Below are 19,394 nucleotides of genomic sequence, written 5' to 3' on the forward strand. Positions count from 1 at the left end.
CCAGGTGCTTCTCGACCAGATCGACAAGCCGGTTGAGTGCCGAGATCACGAGGCCTCCCTTCGACGTCAACTCTGGCCGAAGGCACCCAGGCCGCGCCCGACCGCAGCGAACCGATCCGATCATTCGATCACGCGCCTGGACCGAGGCGGAGCCGCCTGGCGCGCCTTCACCACGGTCAGCGCTCGACCCGAAGCTGACCCTCCACCCGTGACGAGAGCCCCGACCGCGCGGAGGCGCTCGGATGCGCGTTGGACGCCTCGCGCGTGAGCACCACCTGATCATCTCCTCGGCGATCGAGGCACTGGACTGGTGTGGCTGGCGCGACACCCTGACCGGAACAGACCTGGCGGCGGCGCTGGCCCACGTCCGCGATCTGCTGAACGAGTGGATCGTCAAGCGGGAGACGGTCCGGTCGTTCTCGCGGCTCGGGAGCACCGGGCACGACCGGCACCTGGTGTTCGACCTGCGGGAGCAGGTCTGGCTGGTGCTGGACCGCGCGGTCGCCAACGGCAACGGCCTGCTCCGGGGCCGCGATCGCAGCCCGTGCTACGCCGTGCCGGACCCACATGTTCACCGACCGGGCACCGCCGGTGGAGCTCCGTCCGCGGTTTGCGCGCTGATTCCCGTGGTGCGGTGCAGGTTGAGTTCGGTCAGCACCGTCGACGAGTAGTGCCCGAGCCCGGAAGTCGTCGGCAGGAAGACCGTCTCCACACCACCGACCGCCGCGTTCATCATCGACAGCCTCAACTCGTCGGCAACGTCTGCCCCGGAACGCACACCCCGCACCAGCACACAAGGTCCGGCATTCCGGCAGTAGTCGACCAGCAGGCCGTCCCACGAGTCCACGACAACCCCGTCGAGCCCGCTCAGACTGTCGCGCAGCATCGCGACGCGCTCGGCAACGGCGAAACGCCCCGCCTTGGCGGGATTCACCGCCACCAACGCGACCACGCGCTCGAACAGCGCCGCCGCGCGCGTGATCACGTCCACATGTCCTGCGGTCACCGGATCGAACGAGCCCGCACACACCGCAATCACCTTGTCAGCCCCCTTCGCACACGGAGTCGAGCGCGTCCTGTGAGCATGCCATCATCGGGGAGTCAGGACAGGTTCTGATCTGATCGCCGGATGACCCGGCTCGACGGGACGAGGGCCGAAGCTGATGACGATCGTGGCCACCGGAGCGACCGTGAGCATCGGGTCCGCCGTGGTGGACGAACTCCTCAGGGCCGGTCACCGTGTGCGCGCTGACCCGTGATGCCGCCGCCGCGGGCCTGCCTGATCACGTGGAGGTCGTCGGGGGTGATCTGGCCGAACCGCGGACCGTCGAGCCGGCGTTGCGGGGAGTCACCGCGATCCACCTGCTCAGCGCCACCGGGGCGACCCCGCTCCGCTCGCGACCGGTCCGCAGCTCGTGGAACTGGCGGGCGTGCGCAGCGCCACCGCCTTCACCACCGGCGTCGACCGCCCGGTGGAGCAGGCGGTGCGGGCGTCCGAGCCGGAGTGGACGATCCCGCTGCCGATCGACGTCATGGCCACCACGCTGGGCTGGGCCGAGTCCATCCGCACCGCAGGAGTGGTCAGGGAGCCGTACGGCGGCCGGCTAACCGCCTCGGTCGCTGTCGCCGACTTCGCCGCGGTGGTGGTGGCCACCGTGCTCGTCGACGGCGGTCAGGAGGGCAGTGCCGCCGTGCCGGCCGCCGCGAGGAGCTGGATCGGGAACTCCGCGTCCGCCTGGCCGACGGCGAGCGCCACCCAGTGCCCGGCTCCGCGCGGCCAGACGAGCGCGCTGCCGCTGAGCTGGCTCAGTTCGAGCATCGGTTCCGGGGCGTCGTCTTCGTCCAGGTAGGGCGACAGCCGCACCGTCGTCGGGTTTCCCCACCGCGCCGTCAGCTCGGCGGCGAGGGCGTCGTGCGCGGCGTCGATCTCGGCCTGCGCCGCCGCGACGACCTCCTCGTCGCGATCGTCCCAGAAGTCCCTGCTCTCCTGGAGAACGAGCACCCCCGCGTCCGACTGGAGCGCGTTCACGGCGACGAACTGGTCTGCGGTGGGCACACCGCGAGGCTACCGCACCTCCGCCCGCCGTCCATCCACTATGGACTGATTCCTCGAAGCCGGTCCAGGATGACGCGTACCTCATCGCCACCCAGCGACACCAACTCCAGCACGAGCTCGTCCCCGACGGCGGCGATGGCCTCCTTCGTCGGCTTCATCCCCCGGCCGATCCCCTTGTCCTGGGACCGAATCGCACGAACGAGCGCCCCTCGCTCCGAGCACCAGCCCGCCGTGGGGGACGCCAGGTACTTCTGCCCGCTGACGAGCACGGCATCTGGCGCGCCCGCCGGGATGCCACGAGCACCAAGCAGGCGGCATCGTCGGAGAACGCGAGTTCTTCTTGTCGCACAAGGGAAACCGTGGCACCGCGAGCCGGATGGCCTGGAGGTTGGCCCCTCGGGCACAACGGCGCCCGCCTCAGCACCGGTCACCTCCGCGAGGATGTCACTGGCACGGTCGGCGAGTTCTTCCAGCACTACGAATTCCGGCAGCGCTTCGGCGACGGCCGCCGAACTCCGCGACACCCCCGGCAGCGTGTACGTCCCCTGGCGTTGATCATCCGGGACAACCGCAGTCGCTCGTGAATCCCCATTTCCCGGCTCCTAGCGACACCCTCCGGTACCGATCGTGCTCGGCATCGGGCGCGTGCCGTTCAACGGACACCATGCCGATGTTGGCGCCCGCGTCGGGCACGGTCGCGCGTGGCGAGAAGGCGACGCGGTGGGCGAAGCAACCGCGCACCTCCTCGCACGGGAACGCGGCCTCCCACGAGTTGACGCGGTGCAGTTCGAGAGCCTTCATAGCTGTGCTCGGTTCCTGTCCGGACAGTGCGCTGTGACGAGCTGCGGCCGCCTCCGGTGGACAGGTCGCTACCCGTGTGGACGTCGAGCACCGCTTCGGCGGTTTCGGACCAGCCTCGGAGTTCTCGGGACGGTCACCGCTGGTCCTTGTGGTCGTGCGGCAGAACGGTCGTGCCCAGCTTCGGCCGCCAGGTGACGGTGAGCAGCTGGCCGTCCTCCGGCGAGGGGTTCCGGGACAGCAGGGCGATGGTGACCGGCGTGCCGAACGCGACGGTGAAGAACGGCTCCGGCGGTGGCGCGCTCATCGGCCCATCGCCTTGCGGATCGCCTCGTCACCGCGGACGGGGTCGTTGGTGGGAGCGTTGGGCGGCAGCGGGGCGGGCTTCGGGATGACCTTCCGATTCGCCGGGAGGGCGGGATCGGGCGGGGTGGCCGTGTGGTGCTCGGGGTGGTGGGCCTGGTAGTCGATCATCGCCTGGACGATCGCGGGTTCGGAGAAGCGCGGCCCCCAGAACTGCGCGGAGACCGGCAGCCCGCGCGCGAACCCGGCGGGGAAGCTGACCATGGGCCAGCCCAGCACGTTGGGCACCTGGTAGAAGGCGCGCATCACGGGGAAGCCCGGTTCGGGCCCGGCGCGCCTTCCGATGACGTCGGCGACGGTCATGACGAGCATGAAGTCCACACCCGCGTCGGCGAGCGCCTTGGTGTAGTTGGCGATGAGCGTCCGCCGCCGCTGTTCGCCCTCGTACCGCACGGAACCCGGGATGCCACCGAGCAGGCGGTCGGCGCTGGCGAAGCTGGGTGCGGTCTCCCCCGGCGCGCGGCGGCCGTACACGGCGGTGAGGGCGGCGACGGCCTCCGCCGAGGGGATGCCGCTCGCGCAGAACTGGGCGACCGCCTCGGCGTAGCGGACCTCGTACTTGTTGGAGTGGATCACCGCGCCCGACGGCGAGACCGGTGAACCGTCCACTGTGGCCAGCACGTCCGTCGAGCCGACGTAGGGGTTGAGCTTCGGGTCGGTGATGTCCAGTCCGGGGAACTCGATGACCCGCGCGCCCAGCGCCCGCAGCTGCTCGGCGAGCCGGGTGAACACCTGCCGGTGCTCCGCGCCGTAGAGCGACTGGGGAGCGATCCCGGGCTTGAGCTCGTAGTTGACGTACATCCAGTCGGTCTGCGGAATACCGATCGTCAAGCCCTGCAAAGGTTTCTTGCCGACGCGCGGGACGAACGGGATGGCCGGGAACGGGTTCGGCGCGGCCAGCGTCTGCGGGTCGCCGACCAGGTCGGGGCCCAGGATGGCGCTCAGCACCAGCGCCGAGTCCCGCGCCGACCGGGCGATCGGTCCGATGATGTCGTAGCCCGGGGCCAGCGGCATCAGCCCGGCGGCCGACACGGTGCCCGGCGAGGGCTTGATCGCGGTGGCGCCGTTGACCGCGGCCGGGCAGATGATGCTGCCGCCGGTCTCCTCACCGAGGCAGGCCGCGGCGAGCCGGGCGACCGGAGCCACTCCGGAACCCTGGCTCGACCCACCGGGAACGCGGTCGAGGTCCCACGCGTTGCCGGAGAAGGTCCCGATGACGGAATCGGAGAACTCCGAGCAGATCGTCATGCCCAGCGGCACCACCCCGGCCGCGCGCAGCCGGGCGACGGCGGTGGCGTCCCGCAGCGCGCGGTTGCCCGCGAACGCCGGAGTGCCGTCCTGCGCCATCATGCCCTTGACGCCGATGGTGTCCTTGATGCCCATCGGGATCCCGCACAGCGGCGACACCGCCTCGCCGCGGCGGCGGTGCCCGGCGAGCCGCTCGTCGGCGGCGCGGGCGGCGGCCAGCGCGGCGGCCTCGTCGATGCGGACGAAGGCGTTGTACAGGCCGTTGTCGCCGTAGACCTCGAAGGGGCCGTTGAACTTCGCGATGCGCGCCAGGTAGGCCCGGGTCAGCTCGACACTGGAGGTCTTGCCCGCCCGCAGCAGCGCCGCCAGCTCGACGATCTCGTAGTCCACCAGGCGGGGCCGGTGCGGAATCTGGTCGACCGGCGGCAGGAACGCGGTGTCGGCCGCGCTCGCGGTGCCGGGAACGACGGCGAGAGCGCTACCGGCGACGGCGGTACCCAACAGTGAACGCCGACTGATTCTCATGGGTGACACGAAGCCGCCTCAGTGTTCGAGCGATCGTCAATCGCAGGGTGTTGGCCATGATGACGCCGATGCCGAAAGCTAAAGACGCCCACCAACAGAGGACAGAGGTTTCACCCTCGACAGAAACGTGAACCAGGCCGCTCGAAGGTCGGTGCCACCGACGCACCGGGCAACCTGCCTACCTTGAAATGCACGAGCCTCCGCGGCCGGGCTGGTGCGAGAATGCCGACCATGTCCCTGAACGTGCGCGAAGTCGACCTGGGCGCGCTCAACTCGCTGACCAAGTACCCGTCGATCCCGACCTACCACGCGCTGGACGCGGGCAACGGCGGATTGCTGGAGACCTGCGTGCGGTTCGCGGGTCCGGTGATCGGCACGGAGAAGGTGGACGGCACGAACGCGCGCGTCATCTCGTTGCCCGGCGGTGATTTCCTGCTCGGGTCGCGGGAGGAGCTGTTGTACGCCAAGGGTGATCTCATCGGCGACCCCGCGCAGGGCATCGTGGCCGCGTTGCGGGCGTTCGCCGAGGGGCTCGCGCCGGTCACCGACGACGTGATCCGCGTGCACTACGTCGAGGTCTACGGCGGAAAGGTGACGGGGGCGAGCAAGCAGTACACAGGCAGCCGGACGACGGTCGGACACCGCATGTTCGACTGCCTGGAGCTGGCCGACCACCGGGCGATGCTGGCGAAGCCGCGGGCGGAGATCTCGGCGTGGCGCGAGGCGGGCGGCCAGCCGTTCGTGCCGGAGGGGGAACTGGTCGCGATCGCGGAGCGCGACGGGATCGACCTCGTGCCACGGTTGTTCACCCTGGATCCGGCCGACCTGCCCTGCGAGATCGACAAGATGCGGCAGTTCCTCGGCGAACGCCTGCCGACGACGCTGGTGGCGCTGGACGAGCAGGCGGGCGGCCAGCCCGAGGGCATCGTGCTGCGCAGCGCCGACCGTTCGACGATCGCGAAGGCCCGCTTCCAGGACTACGACCGAACGCTGCGCCGACGCAAGTAGAGAACGGGTCGTGCGGCCTGTGGAGCTTCAGCCAGGACCAAGCGGTGGCCGCGGGCGGTGTCCACGTACTCGCGAGCCCGGTGGACCAGCCCGTCCCGGAGTTCGAAGACGAAGCAGTAGTCGTTGCCGTAGTAGCTGCCGTCGGCCACCGTGGCCGGGGAGCAGTGGCTGGCGGTGGACGACGGTGTGTGGGCGAAACGCGGCACCGACAGGACCTGAGCTGGTCGTCTCCCCCGCGCTCCGCATCCGCTCCGGCAAACCGGTCCACTCGCTCACGCGATCAGGCGCGTCGCGTGAGCGGTGTGAAGGCTGTTCCGTGCTGACCGAGCTGCTCAGGAAGCCCGTCGCACGGCCTTCTCCAACTCGTCCCGGCTGAGTTTGGAGCGGCCCTTGACGTTCAGCTCCCGTGCCATCGCCACGAGTTCCGCCTTGCGCAGGCCGGACAGATCCGGCCTGCGCTTGGCCTTCCTCCCCTTGCCCCCGCGCGCGTTCTCGACGCTGCGGCGCAGGGCGTCCATCAGGTCGACGACGCCGGTCGGCTCCGGCGGCTCGGCCTCGGCGACGACCGCCTTGCCCTTCTTCTTGGCGCGCACGAGTTTGCGCACCTTGGCGGTGTAGGTGTCGCGGAAGTCTCTCGGATTCCACGGTCCGCTCATCGACTCGATGAGGCCGGTCGCCATGTCCAGCTCCTTGCCACGCGCCTTTCCCTTGCGCGGAAACACTTTCAAATCCCTCGGATCGCGGACCTCGTCGGCGAAGAACATGGTCTCCAGCAACAGGCCGCTCTCACCGGCACGCACCGCCGTGAGGTATTCCTTGCCGTGCATGACGAAAGTAGCGATCCCCGCGCGTTCCGTCTCCGACATCGCCTGCCACAGCAACCGGTACACGCGGTCATAGTGGGAGCTGGCCGGGGCGATCCAGTAGGTGCGGTCGAAGTACACCGGGTCGATCTCGTCGAGCGAGACGAACAGGGAGATCTCCAGCGTGCGCGAGCGACCCGGCGCGATCTGCGCCAGCTCCTCGGGCTCCACCACCACGTACTGCCCGTCGTCGAGCTCGTAGCCCTTGACGATGTCGGCGCGCTCGACCTCCTCACCGGTGCGCTCGTTGACCTGGCGGTTGCGGATGCGGTCCGCGGTGCCGCGCTGGAGCTGGTGGAAGTGCACGGTGTGGTCGATGGTCGCGCTGTACAGGCCCACGGGAATGCTGACCAACCCGAACGTCACCGTGCCCGACCAGATCGCTCTCGGCATGCTCGTCCTCCTCGGCTCCCGCGAGGAATACCCGTGTTCGGCGCGTTTCAGCCGCTCGACCTTCTCCGCCACGGCGGGCTCTCCGGCCGGGCTCGGACAAGGGTCAGCACAGACCGATGTACCAGGCGTTCTGAACGACCTTCGTGGTACCGAGGTAGTACACCCAGTTCGTCACGCCCGCCGAGGTACAGAAGTAGTCGTCCTTGTGCGAGATGTAGTCGACCCAGATCTTGACCCTCGTGTCGCCGCAGTGACGATATTTCGCATCCCTGCCGAGATTGTCCACAAAGTACCCGCACTGAAGGGAGTTCGTCGCTGACGGCGCCGCACTCGCAGCTGTGATCATGGATGTCGTGGCGATGACCGTCGCCGCGATCGCGATGGTGGCCTGAAGAGTCCTGCACATGACGTTCCTCTTTTCGTGCCGGAGGAGCTGGGCACGCAGGACGGTAACCGCAGAAAAAGAAGAAGGTCAGCAACTTCAGACACACCTGAAAGAATCACGGAATTCAAGATCGATTTCGAGCGCCCGGAGGAACACGAAAGGTCCCCGCGATTCTCACTGGACGCGGCACGCGTCGGACTGTCCTCGCGGACTCTGCGGGTATTCGCCCGCTACTGCGGATGTGGTCACCGTGCGCGCCGTCAGAGGATGTTCAAGGGGTCGTTGGGGGTTCGTGGAGTCGGGCGATCCGGCGCCGCACCCCTCTGGCTTGGGGTGAGTGAGCGGATTTGCGGGGCCAGGGCAGCGACTGGGCTCCGCTGGCGTGGGGAGCGGGCGTCTGTGGCCGGCGGCATTAGGGTTGGGGCTGTGGACCGAATCGCGGGATCGTTGTACGGGTTGGCTTTCGGGGACGCGCTCGGTCGGCCAACGGAGTTCCTGACCGTTGTGGAGATCGATCGGGAGTTCGGTCCTGCCGGGCCGGATGATCTGGTGGGTGATCCCGCGTTGGTCACCGATGACACGCAGATGGCGCTTGCGGTCGCGTGGGCGCTCCATGGCGTCGACCGGTACACCGCTGACGCGCTTGAACCGCGATTGCGGGAGCGGTTCGTGGCGTGGGCGCACAGCCCGGACAACAATCGTGCGCCTGGGATGACGTGTTTGCGCGCGTGTGGCGGCCTGGCGGAGGGTGTGCCGTGGGTGGAGGCGACCATCTCGGGGTCCAAGGGGTGTGGCGCGAACATGCGGGTGACTCCGGTGGGGTTGGTGTCCGGGCTTGACCTGGACGCGCTTGCCGGGGTAGCGCAACTGCAGGCCGCGATGACTCACGGTCATCCCACGGCGCTGGCCGCGGCCGAACTCACCGCCTACGCAACGCGATTGCTGGTCGAGGGCTTCGAGCTGGCCGACGTGCCCGCCGCGCTGCTGGCCCGCTGCGGTGAACGGCGCTCTGTCTACCTGGAGGATTGGCTCGGATCCTTGTGGCAGATGCCGGGGGCGACCACGCCCGCTGATTTCATCGCCCGCGGCTGGGACGAGTGTGCCGCGGTCCTCGATCGGCTGGTGGCTGCCATCGCCCGGCCTGACGATGGCCTCGACGCGTGCCTTGCCACCGGCGAGGGCTGGATCGCCGAGGAGGCGTTGGCGACCGGCCTGTACTGCGCGATCCGGCACGCCGACGATCCGGTGCAGTGCCTGGTGCGGGCCGCTCGAACCAGCGGCGACTCCGATTCGATCGCCGCGCTGGCCGGAGCGTTCGTGGGCGCCGCACACGGTCTGGCCGCCTGGCCGACAGACTGGGTCGCACGCATCGAATACGCGGACCAGTTGGCCGCACTTGCTGCTGGCACACACAAGCGGAACTGAGGCATCGGAACTCACGAACTGGTGTCCGGCGAGCATTGTGCTGTTCTACGGCCGCGCGACCAGCGGCATGAGCGGACGTTCAACAGATGTCGAGCCCGGTGCCCACAGTTGTCCGTTGCGGGGTCTTCACGGCGGGCTTGGTCGCGTCCGTGGGCGCTGCGCCGGGGCGGAGTGAACGTGATCGCCATCGCGCCTCTCATCCAGGGCGAGCCAGCCAGCGAGGACGTCGATGTCGTCGATGAGTGCGGCTTCGGCGGAGTTGGCGGCGGGCACGATCACACGGCGCATGCCTTGGGCGCATAGTCGTGGACGTCACGCGCAGCCAAGGTTTCCTGTTCGCGTGCATCACGGCGGCGGTGGTCTGCGGGCAGTGCTCGGTGACCGGCGCGTGCCTGGGGTCGATGCTGTGCGCTGTGATCTCGGCGGGCGTGCACCAGGGGGGCCGGGGCAGCGACTGGGCTCCGCTGGCGTGGGGCGTGCTGCTGGTGTTCTCCCCCGCAATTGTCCTTGCCAGCCGCCCGAGTTCGGTTACAGTTCCCCCGGGACTGACCGTGACTGTTTGGAGAGGAGATCGCTCGTGTTCACTCGCGACGCCGTGATCCTCCGGTCGCGTTCCCAGGTGATCCTGGTGTCCCCGGTAGTCCGGTGCTGGCCGCGCGGCCAGCACTGGGCTCGGTGACGAACGCCCTCTTTCGCAGTTCGTCCCGTGAATCGCGCTGACCTGGTCTCCGATTCACCGCGAAAGGCCCTGTGCCGTGCGTACCAACCAACCTCTGACCACCATCCGCAACCTCGGCATCCTCGCGCACGTCGACGCCGGTAAGACCACGCTCACCGAACGCGTCCTCTACGCGACGGGCACCACGCACAAACGCGGCGAGGTGCACGACGGGACGACGGTCACCGACTTCGACTCGCAGGAGCGCGATCGCGGCATCACGATCTTCGCCGCGGCGGTGAGCTGCGCGTGGGACGGTCATCAGATCAACCTGATCGACACCCCCGGGCACGTCGACTTCTCCGACGAAGTGGAGCGGTCGCTGCGCGTGCTGGACGGCGCGATCGCGGTCTTCGACGCCGTGGCCGGCGTGGAGCCGCAGAGCGAATCCGTGTGGCGCCAAGCTGATCGTCACGGTGTGCCGAGGTTCGCCTTCGTCAACAAGATGGACCGCGTCGGCGCTGACCTGGACGCGGCCGTGGAGTCGATCCGCGAGCGGCTGCACCCCGCGCCGATGGTGGTCCAGCTGCCGATCGGCCAGGAGAACGAGTTCCGCGGTGTCGTCGACCTGGTCCGGATGCGCGCGCTGCTCTGGGCCGATGACGGCGGTGTCGAGGAGGGCCCGGTTCCGGACGCCCTGCTCGACGAGGCTCGGCGCCGGCGTCGCGTGCTCGAAGAGGCTGTGGCGGAAAGACATTCGGCGGCGTTGGAGGAGTTCTGTGCGCAGCAGGAGGTTTCCGCGCCGACGTTGGCTTCGGCGCTGCGCGAGCTGACCCACAGCGGTGAGGGTCTGGTTGTGCTGTGCGGCTCGGCCTACCGCAACCGCGGGATCGAGCCCTTGCTGGCCGCCGTCATCGCGTACCTGCCGTCCCCTGTGGACGTTCCACCGGTGCGCGGTGTCTGGGCCGACGAGGAGCACGAGCGCCCAGCCGATCCGGCGGCTCCGTTCTCTGCCTTGGCTTTCAAGGTGGTCGTGGCGCCAACGGGACGGCTGACGTTCCTGCGCGTGTACTCCGGGACAGTCCAGAAGGGAGCGGAGGTGTTCGACGCCGGCACGCGGAAACCCGAGCGGATCTCGCGCATCCTCCGGGTCCAGGCCGACCGGCACACGGAGGTGGAGCGGGCCGTGGCGGGCGACATCGTCGCGGTGGTCGGTCCGAAGAACGCGCGTGCTGGAGCGAGCCTCTGCGCGCGTTCGGTGCCGGTGCTCTTCGAGCCGCCGGTGGTGGCTGATCCCGTTGTCTCCGTGGCGATCGAGACGCGTTCGGCCGCCGACACCGATCGGCTGGCGATGGCGTTGCTCCGCACGACCGACGAGGACCCGTCGCTGGTCGTGCGGACCGACTCCGAGACCGGTCAGACGCTGTTGTCCGGCTTGGGCGAGCTGCACCTGGAGGTCGCGGTGGAGAAGATCCGCCGCGCCTACGGCGTGGAGATCTTCGTCGGCCGCCCCCGGGTGGCCTACCGGGAGACGGTGCTGTCCGGGGTGTCAGGACTGGAGTACAAGCACGTGAAGCAGGACGGGGGTTCCGGCCAGTTCGCTCGCATCGTCCTGGACGTCGAGCCCACGGATGAGGAGGAACTCGTGTTCCAGTCGGCCGTGGTCGGCGGCGCCGTGCCACGCGAGTTCGTGCGCGCTGTCGAGGCCGGGTGCCGGGACGCGCTGTCGGAGGGGCCGCTCGGTGGTCATCCCGTCACCGGCGTGCACGTCACGCTCACCGACGGCTCGACGCACGTGAAGGACTCCTCGGAGATGGCGTTCCGGACCGCCGGTCGGCTCGGGCTCCGGGAAGCGTTGCGCGCCAGCAAGATGGCGTTGCTGGAGCCAGTGTCCGAGGTCGCGGTCACCGTTCCGGAGGACGCGATGGGCAGCGTGCTGGGTGACCTGGCGATGCGGCGCGGTCAGGTGTCGGCGTCGGCGACGCGCTCGGGCACGGTGACGATCACCGCGTCGGTGCCGCTGGCCGAGCTGTTCGGCTACTCCGACCGCCTGCGCAGCCGGACCCACGGCCGGGGCAGCTTCACCGCCAAGGCCGCCGGTTTCGCACTGGCGCCCCGGTGAGGTCGAATGGCCCCGCTCCACGCGAGCGGGGCCATTCGGCACGCCTAGCACCTTGACCTCGGCGGTGAAGGGCAGCCCCGGGTCGTCGTAGCTCGTTCCGCCGAAGCGCCTTTGCATCACGCCCTGGAGCCCGCCTTGAGCTGGAGGGTTCCCTTGCGCAGCTGGAAGGTGGTGCCGACGGCGATCGGGCCGGGAACGGACTCGATGACGTGGCCGTCGGCGTGGGGCGCGCTCGGCCGACCCGGTCCCAGGTTCGAGCCGCCGGAGAGGCTGATGGAGACGAACGCGGCGTTGTCCGGCAGCTTCGCCCGGAACCGGATGTTCTTGAGCGCCTTGATCTTCTGGCTGTTCAGCTCGGCGGGGGCCTGCATCGCGTCGGTCTGCGAGGTCGAGGTGAACCCGCTGCCCGCGGCGACCGACTCCGGCGCGTCGGCCTGGATCGTGCTCTGCTGGACGAACTCCTGGGCGGGCAGATGACCGGCCGTGAACGCACAGGTGGCGCGGAGCTGGCGGTTTCAGCCATGGCTGACATCCCTGGGGCATTGTCCGGTTCGTCGGTATTTTTCGGCCATCTCACCGGCTGACGGTGAGATTCCGTATCAAGTACGAAAACCAGGGGGATTGCATGCGCAAGGGCATGCGCACCGTCGTGGCGATCGCGGGGGCCGTCACCGCGCTCGCGGCGGGAACGGCCACGGCGGGTGCCGCTCCGGCGACCGAGGTCGCACAGGTCAAGGCCTCGGCCGACCCGTGCGGCTGGTTCGTGAGCTGGGGTACCGGGTACTACAACCACTGCGGCCCCACGAACGTGGTCATCTACGTCGACCGGACCAACATCGGCGGGTTCAAGGACTACGAGAAGTGCGTTCCGCCGGGGACGACTCGTCTCGGCCCGTGGCCGGACTGGAAGGGCGCCTGGTACCTGCGCCCCTGCTGAGTCGGAACAGCGAAGCGCGGTCGGCGATCATCCCGCCGACCGCGCTTTTGTCGTGCGCCAAGTCCGCCGCACGGCTCCCCCGGGGACACTCCCGCGCCCGAATACCCCTGCGGCAGCGCGAGCTCGGTGACCGACCACCGCTGGTCGTCCCGCATCAACGCCGCGCCCGAGGAGTCGAACACCAGCTCCGGCTCGGGCAGGCCCGCGATCAGCGCGTGCTCGCTCGGCAGGAACACCCGCCGCACCATGCCGAGGTGATCCAGGCGGCTGGGTGTGGTGCGCAACGGATGCGCCTGATCGTGTTGTGGTGCCCCGACTTCCCCGCGGTCGCCGCGGCCACCGCACCCGGCAGGCGCAGATCCTGCGCCCCGAATTGCTGGCCATGGTCGAGTTACTCGTGCGAGGCCGGGGCTGGCCACTGCACCGCCACGACGGGGCGATAGCCGAGCAGGTGGTGTGGCGTTTCCCGGTGTGACCGGGTGTTCAGCACCGAGTTGGAGTCCAAGGCCCTGCAGATGCTGTTGGCCACGCTGCCCGACCCGGCCCGTGTCGCCGCCATGCCCCCGGCTGATCTGGTACGCCACGCCGCCGAGCATGAGGTGCGGATCCTGCGGCCCAAGGCAGTCCAGGTCATCGCCGCGGTCACCGAGGCGTTGTGCGTTCCCGACGCGCAATGACAGGCCGCTGGTCTGCTGACCTCTGTCCGTGGCATTGCGGCACAGCCCTGTCAGTTGTCAGCGACGGTGGATGGACTGAAGGTCCAGCACGTGCCGGATCACGTCGGGCGGGCCGTTGGTCGTGGATGCGATGCCGCTGCCCTGCGGTCAGCCTCTTTGACGCGTGTGATTGCCTCCTGGAGGCCATGCGGAAGCGAGGGGGCCGGCCCCGCTGGCGCTCTCATCTTCTTCATCATCGCCGTGCGCATCGCCCGCAAAGGCATCGACTCCTCGGAGAAACTGGGCCGACACCGCTGGGTCGTCGAACGCACCCTCGCCTGGCTCACCGGCTACCGGCGCCTGACCCTGCGCTACGACCGCACCGCCTTCCACTTCCTCAGCTTCGCGACCCTCGCAGCGGCCCTGACCTGCTACAAAAGACTCCCCAAATAAGACACCCCAAGCAGCCAGGGAATAGCCGCATTCGATGAGATTCGAACAGCTTGCCAGAATTGATCCCTGCGTGCGATCCTCGCAAAGCAAATCAGGCATCTCCGGGCCTGTTCGGTATTTTTGAGAGGATTCCGTTTCCGATGTCGACGTCTTGGGGAATTTCGGCGGGTCGCGCCGTCGCGTTGGGCGCAGCTTTGGCTCTGGCGACCACGCTTTTCTCGGCAGGGGTCGGTCACGCCGCCGATGAACTCTGCGGGCACGTGAAAGTCTACGAGCACGCCAACAGGGGAGGCAGCCAGGCTGACTTGCTGCTGTGCAGCCCTAGTCCCAGCGCGGCGGAGCTCGGCCCCGACCTGCGGGGCAAGGTCAGCAGCTGGGAGTACGTCGGCGGAACGGTGAGGGTTTGCCTCTGGGACAGCGGCAAGAACTATCTCAACGTCTTCCGGACCCCGGGATCAGGTTTTGAGAACCTGCCCGACTACGCGAACGACAAGGCCTGGCACGTAACCCTCTGCTTCGACCACTGATAGTTGGCGGAATCCGGGAGCGCCGTCCGCGCGGCGGTGAGCGGCAGTGACCGGCATCCCGGACGCAAACCTCCAGGAATCGTCCGGCGTCCCGCTTGATGTGGGAAGGTTGGCGTATGGGGAAGCGCGAGATGGACGACGAGCAGCGCGAGCGGATGCACGACCTCAAGCGGTTGACTTGGCGCGGGGTGCTGACCGGTGGCGCGTTCTTGGCCTTCGCGATCGTCGCGGGGGTGTTCCTGCGCGACGACTGGACGGCGTTCCTGTTCTCGGGCTCGCTGAGCCTCGTGTTGACCATCGTCGTGTTCGTCTCGCAGTGGCGCTATATCCGTCGCGGACCGTTCCCCCGGCTGCCCGTGAGCAAGCGTGATAGCACCACGCCCTTGACCGATTCTCATCCAGCGACCGGGTCGCTGGATGAGAATCGGTCAGCAGGTCAGGGTGGCTGAGTTGCTGTCCGCTCGAACTCGCCGCAAGACGTGGTGGCCTGCGCACCGTCGTCGGCTTGGTTGTCCGGGCTCAGCTGACGGTTTCGGCGGCGGTGTCCAGGTGGGGCGATTGCGCTGGTTCTGGCCGACCCCATTCGCTGGCGCGGAAGGCTGCGACCTCCTTGGCGGTGAGCAGCTCCAGCTTGTGTGACCAGTCGCGCAGGACAACGGGTGTGAGGGTCCGGTGGTGCGGCATCGCGTCGCCGCCGCGGTGGTGGCGGCTGAACCAGAGGGTCCTGGTCGTCGGGTCCGCCGACGCTCTCATCTTCCTCATCCCAGCGGGCACAGTGCTCTGGGAGCTCGGCATCGCCAGGACAGCCTGCACCAGCGTCGGCGTCAAGCTGCTCGGATGATCACACGACGAGCGATCACCTCGGTGCGCCTTCGCCGACGCGGCCACCGTTCAGCAGCGTCAACGGCAGGTACGGGGAGCGCACGGTGACACTGAGCCAGCCCGACTCCAGTGCCCGGCCGGCCAGCGCGAGCGGCGCGAGCGCGAGGAAACCTTCCGGCTCCTTCGCCCGCTCCTCGGTCCGCGTCCAGTACCGCCGGTGCCGCTCCAGCGCCCGCGCCAGCGAGTCGGTGAACCCGGTCTGGTCGTCCTCGGAGATCTGGTAGAACAGCTCGACCGTCGGGTAGAGCAGGTCGTCGTCCTGCGGCACGGCTTCCAGCGATCGCTTGGACATGCTGTACCCGCCGTACCAGTAACCGTGCAGCACGCTGATCCACTCGTGGACGGCCTCGTCGTGTTCCGCGCCGGACGAGCGCCGCAGCTCCTCCGGCACCCGCACGAGGTCGTTGATGCGCTCGCGGTCGCGGCAGATCATGCTGAGGTACATCGCCTTGAGCCACGTGTCCGCGTTCGTGTGCTGTGTGGCACCGGTCGGCGGGAGGAGGACCTTGTCGTCTCGCAGGCGGACGGAGGTCTCCCTGGTCCTCGTCGCCCGCTCGAAGATGCCGTGGTACGCCTGCATGGCCAGCGTGATGCTGTCCCAGGTGTGGATCCAGGACCCCTGCTCATCGTTGATGAGGTGGTAACCGGTCTCCTGGAGCGCTTTCGGCCCGATGACGTGAAGTTGGCCCGGGTCCTGCTCGATCAACTCGTTCAGCCGCGCGGTCAGCGAGTCGCCTTCGCGGTCCGCCACGTCCGCGTCAGCCTCGTGCCGGTCGACGAGGCGCCAGGTTCGTTTCACGGACGCGGGCGGTGGCACCGGAACTTCGTTGCGCCACTTCCGTTCGACGATGTTCTTCGGCAGGTAGCCGGACTCGACCCCGATCGGGAAGCCGTGGTCGAACGCGGCGCACGCCACCGCCAGCGGGCCGAGCGCGACGCCTCCCGTGGAGTCGTCGCTGGACCTCCACCGCTGCTTGTGCAGCTCCAGCGCTCGCACCAACGCCTCGGCGAACAACTCCGGCTGGCCGCCGAGAAACCACGACAGGGCCTTGATCGTCGGATCTTCGGAATCCCTGCGGGCGCCTCGGCCTTGACGCAGGTAGGACTGCATCACCTCGACTTCGGGATTGCCCTTGATCCGCGTGTTCATCAGCGTTTCCAGCACACTGGACTCGCGGCAGATCATGCCGAGGTAACAGGCCCTGAGCCAGTTGTCCGCGTCCGCGATCTCCTTGGTCGCCCCGGCCGCCAGGGTGAGCTCGCGTGCGCCGATCCGCACCGTGACGTCGTCCCTGGCGATGGCCGCCGCGAAGATCGCGTGCCCGGCCCGCAGCGCCGTCATGGCCGCCTCCCAGGTCGGGGCTTCCGCCGCCTGAGGATCGATGTGCGCGCGGAAACCCAGCAGCGCCAACGACGTCCTCAGGACCGCGTCCAGCTGCGGCGGTTCACCCTCTGCCGTCTTCAGCAGATCGTCGATGCCGCTCGCGAGACGGTCCCCGTAGTCATCGGCGGTGATGACGAACTGGTGCTGTTCAACGGCGCTCAACGTGCCACCTGATCCATTTTCCTTCTGTTCCAACGGGTTGAGCGGCGGCCAGTTGCCCTTGTTGCTTTTCGTCCCGGTGGGTGCAAAGGGGCCAGGCCAGCGACCCGCCCTCGTGACGAGATCGTCGCTGCCCAACAGGTGCTGTGGGACCTGATGGCCGACTCCTGCCGCAGTCTACTGCGGGTCGCCGCGCAGGGCCGCGACGTGTTCGAGCGAGCCGTGGCCGAACCGGACACGTTGGCCGACCTCCCCGTCATTCGCGCTGCGGCGGACGACGGGGCGCGAAGAGGCGCTGAGCATCGCCGTGAACGCCCACCTCGCGGCGACCGGGGAGGAGCTTCCCGCTGACGCCTTCACCATCCGATACCCGGAACTGGACTCGGCCGGGGAGTTCGGTTCCGACGACCAGAGCGAGCTGAGACACCGTTGCCACGCTTGGCCGCGCTCCACCTGGGCTGAATCAGGCGAAGGGGGTGCAGTGGAAGCGGTTGGAGCCCACGTTCACGCAGGCGCGCCACGACGTGCCCGCGCGGAACATCTCGGCAGTCTGGCCGATGCCCGCGCCGAGCGGGCCGTCCCAGCCGCCCGGGCGTGCCCGGTCGAGGTGGACGGGTCGGTTCCAGCTGTCCGTGCCCTGCATGTAGACACCGTTCGAGCGCGGGTACCCGTGGAGGCTGACGAATCCACCGCTGGCGGGGTACGCCGTACAGGTCAGCTTGCCGTACGGATCGGTCGAACAACCGTCGGCGAACGCCGCGGGCGCGGCAACAACCATCCCGGCCACCGCCGCTGCTCCGACAAGAACAGCAGAAACCTTCGTGCGTAAAGACATTCTCTCTCCCGAAGCTCGCAAGTCCTCCGTGCCCGGACGGCGGGGACGTTACCCCCGCTGAACAGCGGGTCGAGAACCTGCGGCGAAGGTTTCACAGCTGCCTGAATCCGTTGCCGTGATCAGTGGTTCCGCAGAACGGGAATCGGCTCGGCGGCGGTCTCCGGGCGAGTCTTGCGCAGCGCGATCATGCCCGCGACCGCGAAGACCGCGACGAGCACGGTTCCGATGCCGGCGACCGTGTGCAGTCCGGCGGAGAAGGCATCCCGCGCGGTGGCGAGGACATCGTCGGCCAGAGAAGCGGGCAAGGCGCCCGAAGCCTGGAGCGCGCCAGCCATGCTGTCAGTGGCCAGAGCAGCGGCCTCGGCGGGGACATCGGCGGGAACGGAGATCTGGTCGCGGTAGACGGCAGTGCCGATGCTGCCGAACACCGCGATTCCCATGGCGATCCCGAACTCGGCGCTGGTCTCCGACATCGCCGAAGCTGCACCGGCCCGCTGCGGCGGAACGGAACTCACGACCATCTCGGTGCACAGCACGCCCTGCGGCCCCATGCCGAAGCCCGCGATCGACATGCCCACCACGACGAACGCCACACCGCTCGCGCCTGCGGCCTGGGTGAACAGCGCGATGCCGCCAGCCGCGATCAGCATTCCGAAGCCCAGCACGAACTCCGGCCGCCAGCGCCGCGCCAGCCGAGGCGCGATCATCGAGCCGACCACCACCGCACCGGCCTGGGGCACCAACCAGAGCCCGGCCTCCACTGCGGACAGTCCGGCGACCATCTGCAGATACTGGCTCACCAGGAGGAAAACACCGCCCATCGTAAGCGCGCCGACCAGCGTGATGCTCACCGCAGCGCTGAACGCCCGCACCCGGAACAAGCGCAGATCCAGCATCGGGTCGGCCAGACCGCGCTGACGGCGGACGAACACCACACCAACCGCCACGCCCACGACGAGCACGATCACGTTCAGCACCGACACACCGTCCTTGGCGGTCTCCTTGAGCGCGTAGACGAACGGCAGGATCGCGCCCAGCGACAGGACCACACTCGCCAGGTCGAGGCGTCCGGCGGCGGTGTCGCGGTACTCCGGCAGCAGCTTCGGCGCGGTGGCCAGCAACAGCACCATGACCGGCACGGCCATCAGGAACACCGAGCCCCACTGGAAGTGCTCCAGCAGCACTCCACCGACCACCGGCCCGATCACCATGCCGCCCATGAAGCAGCTCATCCACACCGCGATCGCGGTCCCGCGCTGCTTGGCGTCCTGGAACATGTTGCTGATCAACGCCAGCGTGGACGGCATCAGCGTCGCCCCGGCGATCCCGAGCACGGCCCGCGCGGCGATCAGCATCTCCGGACTGGTCGCGAAAGCCGCCGCGATCGACGCCAGGCCGAAGGCCGCACCGCCGATCATCAGCAGCTTCCGCCGCCCCAGCCGGTCACCCAGGGTGCCCATGGTGACCAGGAAACCGGCGATCATGAAGCCGTAGATGTCGATGATCCACAACAGCTCGGTGCCGCTCGGCCGCAGATCGGCGGCCAGGTGCGGGACCGCGAGGTGCAGCACGCTCATGTCCAGCGACAGCAGCAGCGTCGGCAGTGCCAGCACTGCCAGCCCCCACCACTCACGTCGTCCTGCCCTCATCCTCAACTCCCACAGCTCGTTCGACCCTGTCACTCCTACGTCGAACCGCGGTGGCCTGAATCGACATC

At 68.7% G+C, this 19,394-nt stretch carries 25 protein-coding genes and 1 pseudogene; 12 read left to right on the top strand and 14 right to left on the bottom strand.

The features are described from left to right. The first annotated feature begins 242 nt into the window (after positions 1 to 242). Positions 243 to 671, top strand: a complete 429-nt coding sequence (locus ACFFQA_RS09520; protein WP_377851352.1) for a hypothetical protein — start codon at positions 243 to 245, stop codon at positions 669 to 671. Here ACFFQA_RS09520 and coaD read toward each other — a convergent pair. From coaD to ACFFQA_RS09550, 6 genes are all read right to left on the bottom strand, one after another. Continuing rightward, positions 572 to 1,039 carry a pantetheine-phosphate adenylyltransferase gene (gene coaD, locus ACFFQA_RS09525; RefSeq protein ID WP_377851354.1) on the bottom strand — a complete coding sequence of 156 codons (468 nt, stop codon included), beginning with the start codon at positions 1,037 to 1,039 and terminating at the stop codon, positions 572 to 574. The two genes, ACFFQA_RS09520 and coaD, sit on opposite strands and share 100 nt — an antisense overlap. Positions 1,040 to 1,366: 327 nt before the next feature. After that, positions 1,367 to 1,654, bottom strand: a complete 288-nt coding sequence (locus tag ACFFQA_RS09530; protein WP_377851356.1) for a hypothetical protein — start codon at positions 1,652 to 1,654, stop codon at positions 1,367 to 1,369. An 18-nt stretch (positions 1,655 to 1,672) separates the two neighbouring features. Continuing rightward, positions 1,673 to 2,056: a hypothetical protein gene (locus ACFFQA_RS09535; RefSeq protein ID WP_377851358.1), complete on the bottom strand. Its 384-nt coding sequence runs from the start codon at positions 2,054 to 2,056 to the stop codon at positions 1,673 to 1,675. Positions 2,057 to 2,611: 555 nt separating this feature from the next. After that, complete coding sequence (locus ACFFQA_RS09540) at positions 2,612 to 2,857, bottom strand: hypothetical protein (protein ID WP_377851360.1); 246 nt, start codon at positions 2,855 to 2,857, stop codon at positions 2,612 to 2,614. A gap of 133 nt (positions 2,858 to 2,990) precedes the next feature. Then, on the bottom strand, positions 2,991 to 3,161 hold the full coding sequence (locus ACFFQA_RS09545; RefSeq protein ID WP_377851362.1) for a hypothetical protein: 171 nt from the start codon (positions 3,159 to 3,161) through the stop codon (positions 2,991 to 2,993). Further along, on the bottom strand, positions 3,158 to 4,990 hold the full coding sequence (locus ACFFQA_RS09550; protein WP_377851364.1) for an amidase: 1,833 nt from the start codon (positions 4,988 to 4,990) through the stop codon (positions 3,158 to 3,160). Before ACFFQA_RS09550 ends, ACFFQA_RS09545 begins: the two co-directional genes overlap by 4 nt. Before the next feature lie 231 nt (positions 4,991 to 5,221). Between ACFFQA_RS09550 and ACFFQA_RS09555 the strand changes: the two genes are divergently transcribed. Beyond that, entirely contained in the window at positions 5,222 to 5,998 is a 777-nt protein-coding gene (locus ACFFQA_RS09555) for an RNA ligase family protein (protein ID WP_377851366.1), read from the top strand. Here ACFFQA_RS09555 and ACFFQA_RS09560 read toward each other — a convergent pair. The 3 genes from ACFFQA_RS09560 to ACFFQA_RS09570 all read right to left on the bottom strand — a co-directional run bounded on the left by ACFFQA_RS09560 (position 5,968) and on the right by ACFFQA_RS09570 (position 7,660). Then, positions 5,968 to 6,204, bottom strand: a complete 237-nt coding sequence (locus ACFFQA_RS09560; RefSeq protein ID WP_377851368.1) for a nuclear transport factor 2-like protein — start codon at positions 6,202 to 6,204, stop codon at positions 5,968 to 5,970. The genes ACFFQA_RS09555 and ACFFQA_RS09560 overlap by 31 nt on opposite strands. Before the next feature lie 126 nt (positions 6,205 to 6,330). Further along, positions 6,331 to 7,254, bottom strand: coding sequence for a non-homologous end joining protein Ku (gene ku / locus ACFFQA_RS09565; RefSeq protein WP_377851370.1), 924 nt, complete (start codon positions 7,252 to 7,254; stop codon positions 6,331 to 6,333). A 103-nt stretch (positions 7,255 to 7,357) separates the two neighbouring features. Then, positions 7,358 to 7,660: a DUF6355 family natural product biosynthesis protein gene (locus ACFFQA_RS09570; protein WP_377851372.1), complete on the bottom strand. Its 303-nt coding sequence runs from the start codon at positions 7,658 to 7,660 to the stop codon at positions 7,358 to 7,360. Between the two features lie 405 nt (positions 7,661 to 8,065). On the opposite strand from ACFFQA_RS09570, the gene ACFFQA_RS09575 reads away from it, so the two are divergent. Then, the gene (locus ACFFQA_RS09575) at positions 8,066 to 9,064 is read left to right on the top strand and encodes an ADP-ribosylglycohydrolase family protein (RefSeq protein ID WP_377851374.1); all 999 of its coding nucleotides are present in this window, start codon (positions 8,066 to 8,068) and stop codon (positions 9,062 to 9,064) included. 755 nt (positions 9,065 to 9,819) lie between these two features. Beyond that, positions 9,820 to 11,844 (top strand): elongation factor G, encoded by a 2,025-nt coding sequence (fusA, locus tag ACFFQA_RS09580; RefSeq protein WP_377851376.1) that lies wholly within the window; start codon positions 9,820 to 9,822, stop codon positions 11,842 to 11,844. Positions 11,845 to 11,960: 116 nt separating this feature from the next. Here the strand turns inward: fusA and ACFFQA_RS09585 are convergent, their stop codons facing one another. Continuing rightward, complete coding sequence (locus tag ACFFQA_RS09585) at positions 11,961 to 12,215, bottom strand: hypothetical protein (RefSeq protein WP_377851378.1); 255 nt, start codon at positions 12,213 to 12,215, stop codon at positions 11,961 to 11,963. Positions 12,216 to 12,469: 254 nt separating this feature from the next. On the opposite strand from ACFFQA_RS09585, the gene ACFFQA_RS09590 reads away from it, so the two are divergent. The 8 genes and pseudogenes from ACFFQA_RS09590 to ACFFQA_RS09625 all read left to right on the top strand — a co-directional run bounded on the left by ACFFQA_RS09590 (position 12,470) and on the right by ACFFQA_RS09625 (position 15,258). Further along, complete coding sequence (locus tag ACFFQA_RS09590) at positions 12,470 to 12,781, top strand: DUF6355 family natural product biosynthesis protein (RefSeq protein ID WP_377851380.1); 312 nt, start codon at positions 12,470 to 12,472, stop codon at positions 12,779 to 12,781. Positions 12,782 to 12,907: 126 nt separating this feature from the next. Beyond that, positions 12,908 to 13,039, top strand: a complete 132-nt coding sequence (locus tag ACFFQA_RS09595; RefSeq protein WP_377851382.1) for a hypothetical protein — start codon at positions 12,908 to 12,910, stop codon at positions 13,037 to 13,039. Between the two features lie 49 nt (positions 13,040 to 13,088). Next, positions 13,089 to 13,256 carry a hypothetical protein gene (locus ACFFQA_RS09600; RefSeq protein ID WP_377851384.1) on the top strand — a complete coding sequence of 56 codons (168 nt, stop codon included), beginning with the start codon at positions 13,089 to 13,091 and terminating at the stop codon, positions 13,254 to 13,256. A gap of 4 nt (positions 13,257 to 13,260) precedes the next feature. Beyond that, positions 13,261 to 13,458 carry a hypothetical protein gene (locus ACFFQA_RS09605; RefSeq protein WP_377851386.1) on the top strand — a complete coding sequence of 66 codons (198 nt, stop codon included), beginning with the start codon at positions 13,261 to 13,263 and terminating at the stop codon, positions 13,456 to 13,458. Positions 13,459 to 13,692: 234 nt separating this feature from the next. Beyond that, a pseudogene (locus tag ACFFQA_RS09610) lies at positions 13,693 to 13,890 on the top strand (transposase); the annotation flags it as partial. 50 nt (positions 13,891 to 13,940) lie between these two features. Continuing rightward, a complete protein-coding gene (locus ACFFQA_RS09615) occupies positions 13,941 to 14,417 on the top strand; it encodes a hypothetical protein (protein ID WP_377851388.1) in 477 nt (158 codons plus the stop codon). A gap of 131 nt (positions 14,418 to 14,548) precedes the next feature. After that, positions 14,549 to 14,866 (top strand): hypothetical protein, encoded by a 318-nt coding sequence (locus tag ACFFQA_RS09620; RefSeq protein ID WP_377851390.1) that lies wholly within the window; start codon positions 14,549 to 14,551, stop codon positions 14,864 to 14,866. Positions 14,867 to 15,078: 212 nt separating this feature from the next. Continuing rightward, positions 15,079 to 15,258 carry a hypothetical protein gene (locus ACFFQA_RS09625; protein WP_377851392.1) on the top strand — a complete coding sequence of 60 codons (180 nt, stop codon included), beginning with the start codon at positions 15,079 to 15,081 and terminating at the stop codon, positions 15,256 to 15,258. Between the two features lie 15 nt (positions 15,259 to 15,273). Here the strand turns inward: ACFFQA_RS09625 and ACFFQA_RS09630 are convergent, their stop codons facing one another. From ACFFQA_RS09630 to ACFFQA_RS09645, 4 genes are all read right to left on the bottom strand, one after another. Beyond that, positions 15,274 to 16,845, bottom strand: a complete 1,572-nt coding sequence (locus ACFFQA_RS09630; protein WP_377851393.1) for an immunity 49 family protein — start codon at positions 16,843 to 16,845, stop codon at positions 15,274 to 15,276. 174 nt (positions 16,846 to 17,019) lie between these two features. Continuing rightward, positions 17,020 to 17,205 carry a hypothetical protein gene (locus ACFFQA_RS09635; protein WP_377851394.1) on the bottom strand — a complete coding sequence of 62 codons (186 nt, stop codon included), beginning with the start codon at positions 17,203 to 17,205 and terminating at the stop codon, positions 17,020 to 17,022. A 100-nt stretch (positions 17,206 to 17,305) separates the two neighbouring features. Continuing rightward, the gene (locus ACFFQA_RS09640) at positions 17,306 to 17,629 is read right to left on the bottom strand and encodes a hypothetical protein (protein WP_377851395.1); all 324 of its coding nucleotides are present in this window, start codon (positions 17,627 to 17,629) and stop codon (positions 17,306 to 17,308) included. A 167-nt stretch (positions 17,630 to 17,796) separates the two neighbouring features. Further along, positions 17,797 to 19,326 carry an MFS transporter gene (locus ACFFQA_RS09645; RefSeq protein ID WP_377851396.1) on the bottom strand — a complete coding sequence of 510 codons (1,530 nt, stop codon included), beginning with the start codon at positions 19,324 to 19,326 and terminating at the stop codon, positions 17,797 to 17,799. Positions 19,327 to 19,394: the final 68 nt, after the last annotated feature.

Origin of the sequence: Allokutzneria oryzae (assembly GCF_042429765.1) — a bacterium.
Classification (GTDB): Bacteria; Actinomycetota; Actinomycetes; order Mycobacteriales; family Pseudonocardiaceae; genus Allokutzneria; species Allokutzneria oryzae.

Bases quoted from the DNA above. Each gene is read 5' to 3' on its own strand.
- ACFFQA_RS09520 (WP_377851352.1), top strand. From the start codon at position 243: ATGCGCGTTGGACGCCTCGCGCGTGAGCACCACCTGATCATCTCCTCG.
- ACFFQA_RS09540 (WP_377851360.1), bottom strand. From the start codon at position 2,857: ATGAAGGCTCTCGAACTGCACCGCGTCAACTCGTGGGAGGCCGCGTTC.
- ACFFQA_RS09545 (WP_377851362.1), bottom strand. From the start codon at position 3,161: ATGAGCGCGCCACCGCCGGAGCCGTTCTTCACCGTCGCGTTCGGCACG.
- ACFFQA_RS09550 (WP_377851364.1), bottom strand. From the start codon at position 4,990: ATGAGAATCAGTCGGCGTTCACTGTTGGGTACCGCCGTCGCCGGTAGC.
- ACFFQA_RS09555 (WP_377851366.1), top strand. From the start codon at position 5,222: ATGTCCCTGAACGTGCGCGAAGTCGACCTGGGCGCGCTCAACTCGCTG.
- ku (WP_377851370.1), bottom strand. From the start codon at position 7,254: ATGCCGAGAGCGATCTGGTCGGGCACGGTGACGTTCGGGTTGGTCAGC.
- ACFFQA_RS09570 (WP_377851372.1), bottom strand. From the start codon at position 7,660: ATGTGCAGGACTCTTCAGGCCACCATCGCGATCGCGGCGACGGTCATC.
- ACFFQA_RS09585 (WP_377851378.1), bottom strand. From the start codon at position 12,215: ATGCAGGCCCCCGCCGAGCTGAACAGCCAGAAGATCAAGGCGCTCAAG.
- ACFFQA_RS09590 (WP_377851380.1), top strand. From the start codon at position 12,470: ATGCGCAAGGGCATGCGCACCGTCGTGGCGATCGCGGGGGCCGTCACC.
- ACFFQA_RS09620 (WP_377851390.1), top strand. From the start codon at position 14,549: ATGGACGACGAGCAGCGCGAGCGGATGCACGACCTCAAGCGGTTGACT.
- ACFFQA_RS09635 (WP_377851394.1), bottom strand. From the start codon at position 17,205: ATGGTGAAGGCGTCAGCGGGAAGCTCCTCCCCGGTCGCCGCGAGGTGG.
- ACFFQA_RS09645 (WP_377851396.1), bottom strand. From the start codon at position 19,326: ATGAGGGCAGGACGACGTGAGTGGTGGGGGCTGGCAGTGCTGGCACTG.